This is a genomic window from Mesorhizobium sp. WSM4806 (assembly GCF_055811635.1).
The window spans coordinates 213,042-219,218 of the sequence record NZ_JBVVQZ010000010.1 but is presented as its reverse complement, the minus strand read 5'-3'; the positions used below and the strand labels follow the sequence as shown (position 1 = coordinate 219,218).

The window sequence follows — 6,177 nt, the reverse complement described above, 5'->3', positions numbered from 1 at the left end:
CGCCCCCCGCCGCCCGGGCGGCGCGGGGCCGCGCCCCCCCGCCGCGCCCCCCGCCCCCCCCCCCCCGGGGGGGGGCCCCGCCCCCCCCCCCCCCCCCCCCCCCCCCCCCCCCCCCCCCCCCCCTGGGGGGTGCCTTGGCACCAAAGGATGGCAAAAACCACTCGATCGAGCCTCCAACCTTGGAAGAACCCGGCAGCAGCCCGGCAATGGCCAGCGCCAGAGTGCTCTTGCCCGAGCCGCTCTCGCCAATGATGGCGAAGCGCTCGCCGGCGCTGACATCGAGGCTGACATGGTTCAGCGCCGCCACCTGGCTGCCGTCGCGGCGATAGGTCACCGTCAGATCGCGGATCGAAAGCAGCGCCGTCATGACAGGCTCCTTCTCACCGCCGTCGTCTCGACGACGCCTTCGCCGGCGAGATAGACGCCGAGCACGGTCAGCACGAGTGCTATGCCCGGAATGATCGACAAAAAGGGCGCGGTGCGCAGCACGGCGCGGCCTTCGGCGATCATGCCGCCCCAGGTCACGCGGTTGGGGTCGCCGAGGCCGAGAAACGAAAGTGCCGCCTCGGTGAGGATCGCGGCGGCGACGATCACCGACGACAGCGCCAGCACCGGCGGCAAAGCGTTGGGCAGCACTTCGCGAAACGCGATCTCCAGCGGATGCATGCCGATGACACGGGCGCCGGCGACAAAATCGCGCTCGCGGATCGACAGCACTTCGGCGCGCGCAACGCGCGCCGGCCCCGTCCAGGCGCCGAGCGCGATCGCCGCGACGACGACGCCGAGCGACGGCCCGACGACGCTGACGAAAGCCAGCGCCAGCAGGAAGCTCGGCACGGTTTGGAAGGCGTCGGTGATGCGCATCAGCACTTCGTCGACGAGACCGCCGGCAAAGCCGGCCAGCGTGCCGACTATCGCGCCGACGGCAAGGGCTGCTGCCGCTGCCGCCAGCCCGACCGCCAGCGAGGTGCGGGCGCCGTGGAGAAGCGCGGCCAGCACGTCGCGGCCGAGCCGGTCGGTGCCGAGCGGCAGCGACCAGTCCTGAAAGGGCGGCAGCAATGCCGGCCCGGCAATGGCTTGCGGGTCGCCGGGAAAGAACAAAGGCGCTGTCAGCGCCATGGCGAACAGCGCCGCCAGAATGATCGCGCCGGCGACCGCTTCCGGCGTGCGAAGAAAGCGGCGAAGCCGGCTCACGCACCGGCCTCGCTGGCGCCGACGCGCGGATCGAGGAAGGCGTAGGCAATGTCGACGAGAAGGTTGATGGCGATAACCAGAACGGCGCTGACCAGGATGATGCCGAGCAGCAGCGCCGTGTCGCGCGCCGCCACCGCCTCCTGCGCCAGCCGGCCAAGGCCGGGCACCGAAAAGACACTTTCGATGACGACACTGCCGCCGAGCATCTGCGCCGATTGCAGGCCGAGCATGGTGACCAACGGCAACAGCGCGTTGCGGGCGACGTGGGCGAGCACGATGCGGCGGCGGGAGAGCCCTTTGGCGCGGGCGGCGAGGACAAAATCCTGCCGCCAGACCTCGGCCATGCCGGCGCGCATCATGCGCAGATAGAGTGCCAGATAGATGAAGCCGAGTGCCGACACCGGCAGCACGAGATGGCGGGTGATATCGGCCGCGCGGTCAAGGCCGGTCTTGCCCGACGCGATGCTCTCGATGCCGCCGATCGGGAACCAGCGCAGGTCGACGGCAAAGACGATGATCAGCACCAGCCCGAGCCAGAAGCCGGGAACGGCATAGAGCGCCAGCGAGCCGATCGACAGCAAGCGGTCGCGAAAGCCGCCGGGCCTGGCCCCGGCATAGATGCCGAGCGCCGAGCCGAGCCCGAAGGAGAGCGCGGTGGCGCTGCCCATCAACAGCAGCGTGTTGGGCAGGCGCTCGAGGATGACGTCGCGGATTGGCCGCGAAAAGGTCACCGACTGGCCGAGGTCGAGATGCAGCAGCGCCCAGAGATAGGTCGCCAGCCGCGTCAGCGCCGACTGGTCGAGGCCCCAACGATGGCGCAGCAATTCGATCATGCCGGCGTCACCGCCGGTCGAGGCGATATAGGCGTCGACCGCGTCGCCGGGGGCGGCTTCCAGCAAAAGGAAAGTGCCGATCACGACAATCAGCAGCACGAAGACGCTGCCGACGAGGCGACGGCGAAGGAGGAGAAGCGCGCGGGTCATGGCGGCGCCGGCTGCTTGGGCCGATCAACAGAAATGCCGAGCCTAGGCACCCCCCTCTGTCCTGCCGGACATCTCCCCCTCAAGGGGGGAGATTGGCCGTCACTAGCCGTGGCGCCAATCGCAAACATTGCTGAGGGAAGGGCCGTCGCCAAAGCAAGCGAATCTCCCCCCTTGAGGGGGAGATGTCCGGCAGGACAGAGGGGGGTATCGTCGAGCACGGACATTACCAACTTCACCTATTGGCGAAGGTCAATCTCAATTAACCCGCAGCTCACCCCTCCAGCCAGGTGTCCGCCCAGTTCGACACCGCCCAGCGTGGGTTGTTTGCGACATTCCCAACCGTGTCCCTGACAACGCTGATGAAGCTCCATTCGGCGACATTGATCAGCGGCAGGTCGGCTGCGACCTTTTTCTGAAACTCCCTGTAAAGTTCCGTGCGCGCGGCGGGGTCGAGCGTCTCGGACGCCTTGGCGATGAGGGCGTCGAGTTCATCGTTCTTGTAGCCGCCCTGGTTGGAGAACGGCACCCCGTCCGGGATGCCGCTCTGCACTAGGATGGTGGTCGAGATCGCCGGATCGCCGCGGAACACCGGCGGTCCGACCGCAAGGTCGAAGGCGTGGTCGGTGTAGACGGCCTTGATATGCGCGGCCGAGTCGTTGTTGACCAGCTGGGCGTCGATACCGATGGCGCCGAGCGCCTGGCGCAGATAGTCGCCGAACTGCTTGGTCTCGTTGAAATAGGGCGCCGGCAGCAGCTTCAGCGAAAAGCGCTTGCCGTCGTCACCCTTGCTGTAGCCGGCTTCGTCGAGCAGGGCGTTGGCCTCGGCCACGTCGAAGGCATAAGTCGGTACATCGGCCGTATAGAACTGCGGATCGTTTTTCGGCACTGGGCCGGTGGCGGTGGCGGCATAGCCGAGGAACACCGTCTTGACGACGAAATCCTTGTCGATGGCGTGGGCGATCGCCTGGCGCACCTTCAGGTCGGCCAGCTCCTTGCGGCGATGATTGATCTCGACCACGAGCTGATAAGTCAGCGCCTCATAACCCTTGGTGATCACCTTGAGGCCAGGCACTTTTGAGATGCGGTCGAGATCGGCCAGCGGCACCGCGGAAAAGGCGGCGAGCTGGATCTCTTCGGCCTCGAGCGCGCTTGCCGCCGAGGTGCGGTCGGGCAGCACCTGGTATATGATCTCGTCGAGGTAAGGTTGGTCCTTGCCCCAATAGTCCCCATTCTTCTCCAGCCGGTAATATTCGCCTGGCTTGTGTTCGGCGAATTTGAACGGGCCGGTGCCGACAGGTGCGTTGTTGGCCGGGTTCTCCTCGATCTTTCCCGTCTCGTAGATGTGCTTCGGTACCACGCTAGTCAGCGCCGGCAAGGCGTTGCGGATCAGCTGGAATGGTGTCGGTTTGGCGAATTTGAAAACCGCCGTCAGTTCGTCTGGCGTGTCGACCGCCTCCAGATCCTTGAACACGGTGCCGCCGAGATTCTGCAGCGGCTTCCAGATCTGCAGCGCCGAGAACGCGACGTCGGCGGAGGTGAAGGGTTTGCCGTCATGCCATTTGACGCCCTCGCGCAATTTGAACGTTACCGACAAGCCGTCCGCGGCGCCCTCCCAGCTTGTCGCCAGCCGCGGGTCGAGCCCGTCCTTGCCGTCAAAGGACGCCTCGGCCAGCGGTTCCACGATCTTGCTCGAAATGAAGAAGACGCCGTTGGACGCGACGATCGCCGGGTTGAGGTTGCGCGGCTCGGAATCGGCGGCGACGACCAGCCGCCCGCCTTTCTTCGGCGTCTGTGCCCAGCCGATCGTCGGCAGCGCCGTCGAAGCCAGCAGCAGTGCCGAACCGGCAAGCACGCTGCGTCTGGAAATTGTGACCTCTGACATGATCGAACTCCGTCCCTCTCAGCCATTCGGCCCGGGTGGCCACTACCCTCGGACACCGGACGGCATCCTTGCAAGGGTGATTATGAGCCTTGCCGAGGGTTTCGCCAGAGACGGATTTGGCGCATCCTCATGTGGCTTTGAAAATTTTGTCCGCTGGACCAGTTACAAGGAAGCGGTTCAATCCGACCTTATCTGGTAGGACCAGACTTGTCTCGTAAGACCAGACTTGTCTCGTAAGACCAGACTGGGGACTGCCGCGATCCGATCGGCCGGCCAGGGAATTCAGGGAGAGAGAAAGATGAATGTCGTTCCGGGTAAGAATGCCGTCAGCATCCCATTCGACCATGCCAGGGTCGACCGGCTGATGGAGGAAGCCGGCATCGATGTGCTGCTCGCCACCTCCAAGCACAACACGCAGTATCTGCTGGGCGGCTACAAGTTCATCTTCTTCGCTGCCATGGATGCGATCGGCCACAGCCGCTATCTGCCTGTTGTCGTCTACGAGAAGGGCGGCCCGGACCACGCCGCCTATATCGGCAACCGCATGGAGGGCGCCGAGCACCAGAACAACCCGTTCTGGACGCCGACTTTGCACGCCGCCTGCTGGGGCACGCTCGACGCCGCCAATCTCGCGGTCGAGCACCTGGCGAAAATCGGCAAGGGCGACGCCCGCATCGGCATCGAGCCGGCCTTCCTGCCGTCGGATGCCTACACGCTGATCCGCAAGGCGCTGCCGGATGCAAGGCTTGTCGATGCGACCGATATGCTGGAGCGGATGCGGGCGATCAAGACGGATGCGGAGCTGGAGAAGCTGCGCATTGCCTCTGAACTGATCACCGATTCCATGCTGGCGACCATTGCCTGGGCGCGCGAAGGCACGACCAAGACCGAGATCATCGAGCAGCTGCGGCGCGAGGAGACCAATCGCGGCGCGCATTTCGAGTATTGCCTGTTGACGCTTGGCGCCAGCCACAACCGCGCCGGCTCGCCGCAGGCCTGGAAGACGGGCGAGGTGATGTCGATCGATTCCGGCGGCAATTATCACGGCTATATCGGCGACCTCTGTCGCATGGGCATTCTCGGCGAGCCGGATGCCGAACTCGAGGATCTGTTGGCCGAAGTCGAGGCGGTGCAGCAGGCGGCCTTTTCCAAGGTACGCTCCGGCACGCTGGGTGGTGACATGATTTCCTACGCGGAAGGCGTGCTGAAAGCGTCAAAGGTCGCGCCCTATACCGATTTCTTCGCCCACGGCATGGGACTGATCACCCATGAGGCGCCGTTCCTGATGACCAATCATCCGGTGACTTATGAAGGCACCTATGCCGAAAAGCCGCTGGAGAAAAACATGGTGCTCTCGGTCGAGACGACGATGCTGCACCCGACGCGCGGCTTCATCAAGATCGAGGACACGGTGGCCGTCACCGATAGCGGCTACGTCATGTTCGGCGACCGGGGCAGGGGCTGGAACCGGGGGGACGCTTCATAAGGCGAATGACGGTGCTGCCCCTCATCCGCCTGCCGGCACCTTCTCCCCGTAGACGGGGAGAAGGGAGCTGAGCGCGGCCCCGGCACTCTTCCTGCCAACGCTGGCGGTTGGCGAAACCATTGGTGGCAGCGTCCTTCTCCCCGTTTACGGGGAGAAGATGGCGGCAGCCAGATGAGGGGCGGCGCTGCCGAAGAAGGACATAGCCGAGCCTATTTCCCGCCCGGCGGCAGCAGCCTGAAATCCGGCAGGTCGCGCAACGCCAGTTCCGGCCCGGCCGGCGAATAGACGACGAAAAGCTGCATGGGCGCATCGCCGGTGTTCAGCGTCGAGTGGAAGCGGCTTTCCGGCACATAGATGGTGCAGCCGGGGCCGACCTTCTCGACGACCGGATTGCCGTCCTCGTCCTCGACCATCTGCTCGCCATTGCCTGATATGACGAAGATGATCTCTTCCGCACCCGGATGGTTGTGGCGCGTGTGGCCCTTGCCGGAGGGCAGGTCGACGACGCCGCCGGAAAAGCGCGTGGCGCCGTTCACCTCGGGCGCCACCGTCAGCGACAGCTTGCCCCAGTCGAAGCCGAAGGCGCTGACATCCTTCGGGTAGACAAACACCTTGCTCTTGTCGGTCATCGT

5 protein-coding genes and 1 pseudogene are annotated in these 6,177 nt (G+C 65.2%); 1 reads left to right on the top strand and 5 read right to left on the bottom strand.

Going from position 1 to position 6,177, the window contains the following annotated elements; translation table 11 throughout:
- Window positions 1-139: 139 nt before the first annotated feature.
- From AC0L2M_RS17475 to AC0L2M_RS17460, 4 genes and pseudogenes are all read right to left on the bottom strand, one after another.
- A pseudogene (locus AC0L2M_RS17475) lies at window positions 140-367 on the bottom strand (ATP-binding cassette domain-containing protein); the annotation flags it as partial.
- Window positions 364-1,194 (bottom strand): ABC transporter permease, encoded by an 831-nt coding sequence (locus AC0L2M_RS17470; protein WP_128248241.1) that lies wholly within the window; start codon window positions 1,192-1,194, stop codon window positions 364-366. The pseudogene AC0L2M_RS17475 and the gene AC0L2M_RS17470, both read right to left, overlap by 4 nt.
- Window positions 1,191-2,177, bottom strand: a complete 987-nt coding sequence (locus AC0L2M_RS17465) for an ABC transporter permease (protein WP_287242329.1) — start codon at window positions 2,175-2,177, stop codon at window positions 1,191-1,193. The genes AC0L2M_RS17470 and AC0L2M_RS17465 overlap by 4 nt, the downstream gene beginning before the upstream one ends.
- Before the next feature lie 271 nt (window positions 2,178-2,448).
- Window positions 2,449-4,059: an ABC transporter substrate-binding protein gene (locus AC0L2M_RS17460; protein WP_473535466.1), complete on the bottom strand. Its 1,611-nt coding sequence runs from the start codon at window positions 4,057-4,059 to the stop codon at window positions 2,449-2,451.
- Between the two features lie 298 nt (window positions 4,060-4,357).
- On the opposite strand from AC0L2M_RS17460, the gene AC0L2M_RS17455 reads away from it, so the two are divergent.
- Window positions 4,358-5,545, top strand: a complete 1,188-nt coding sequence (locus tag AC0L2M_RS17455) for a M24 family metallopeptidase (RefSeq protein WP_473535465.1) — start codon at window positions 4,358-4,360, stop codon at window positions 5,543-5,545.
- A 209-nt stretch (window positions 5,546-5,754) separates the two neighbouring features.
- Here AC0L2M_RS17455 and AC0L2M_RS17450 read toward each other — a convergent pair whose 3' ends face one another.
- On the bottom strand, window positions 5,755-6,174 hold the full coding sequence (locus AC0L2M_RS17450) for a cupin domain-containing protein (RefSeq protein ID WP_287344163.1): 420 nt from the start codon (window positions 6,172-6,174) through the stop codon (window positions 5,755-5,757).
- Between the last annotated feature and the right edge of the window lie 3 nt (window positions 6,175-6,177).

What these genes read in the sequence shown, in the direction of transcription:
- AC0L2M_RS17465 (WP_287242329.1), bottom strand. Translation starts at nt 2,177, where the DNA reads ATGACCCGCGCGCTTCTCCTCCTTCGCCGTCGCCTCGTCGGCAGCGTC.
- AC0L2M_RS17455 (WP_473535465.1), top strand. Translation starts at nt 4,358, where the DNA reads ATGAATGTCGTTCCGGGTAAGAATGCCGTCAGCATCCCATTCGACCAT.
- AC0L2M_RS17460 (WP_473535466.1), bottom strand. Translation starts at nt 4,059, where the DNA reads ATGTCAGAGGTCACAATTTCCAGACGCAGCGTGCTTGCCGGTTCGGCA.
- AC0L2M_RS17450 (WP_287344163.1), bottom strand. Translation starts at nt 6,174, where the DNA reads ATGACCGACAAGAGCAAGGTGTTTGTCTACCCGAAGGATGTCAGCGCC.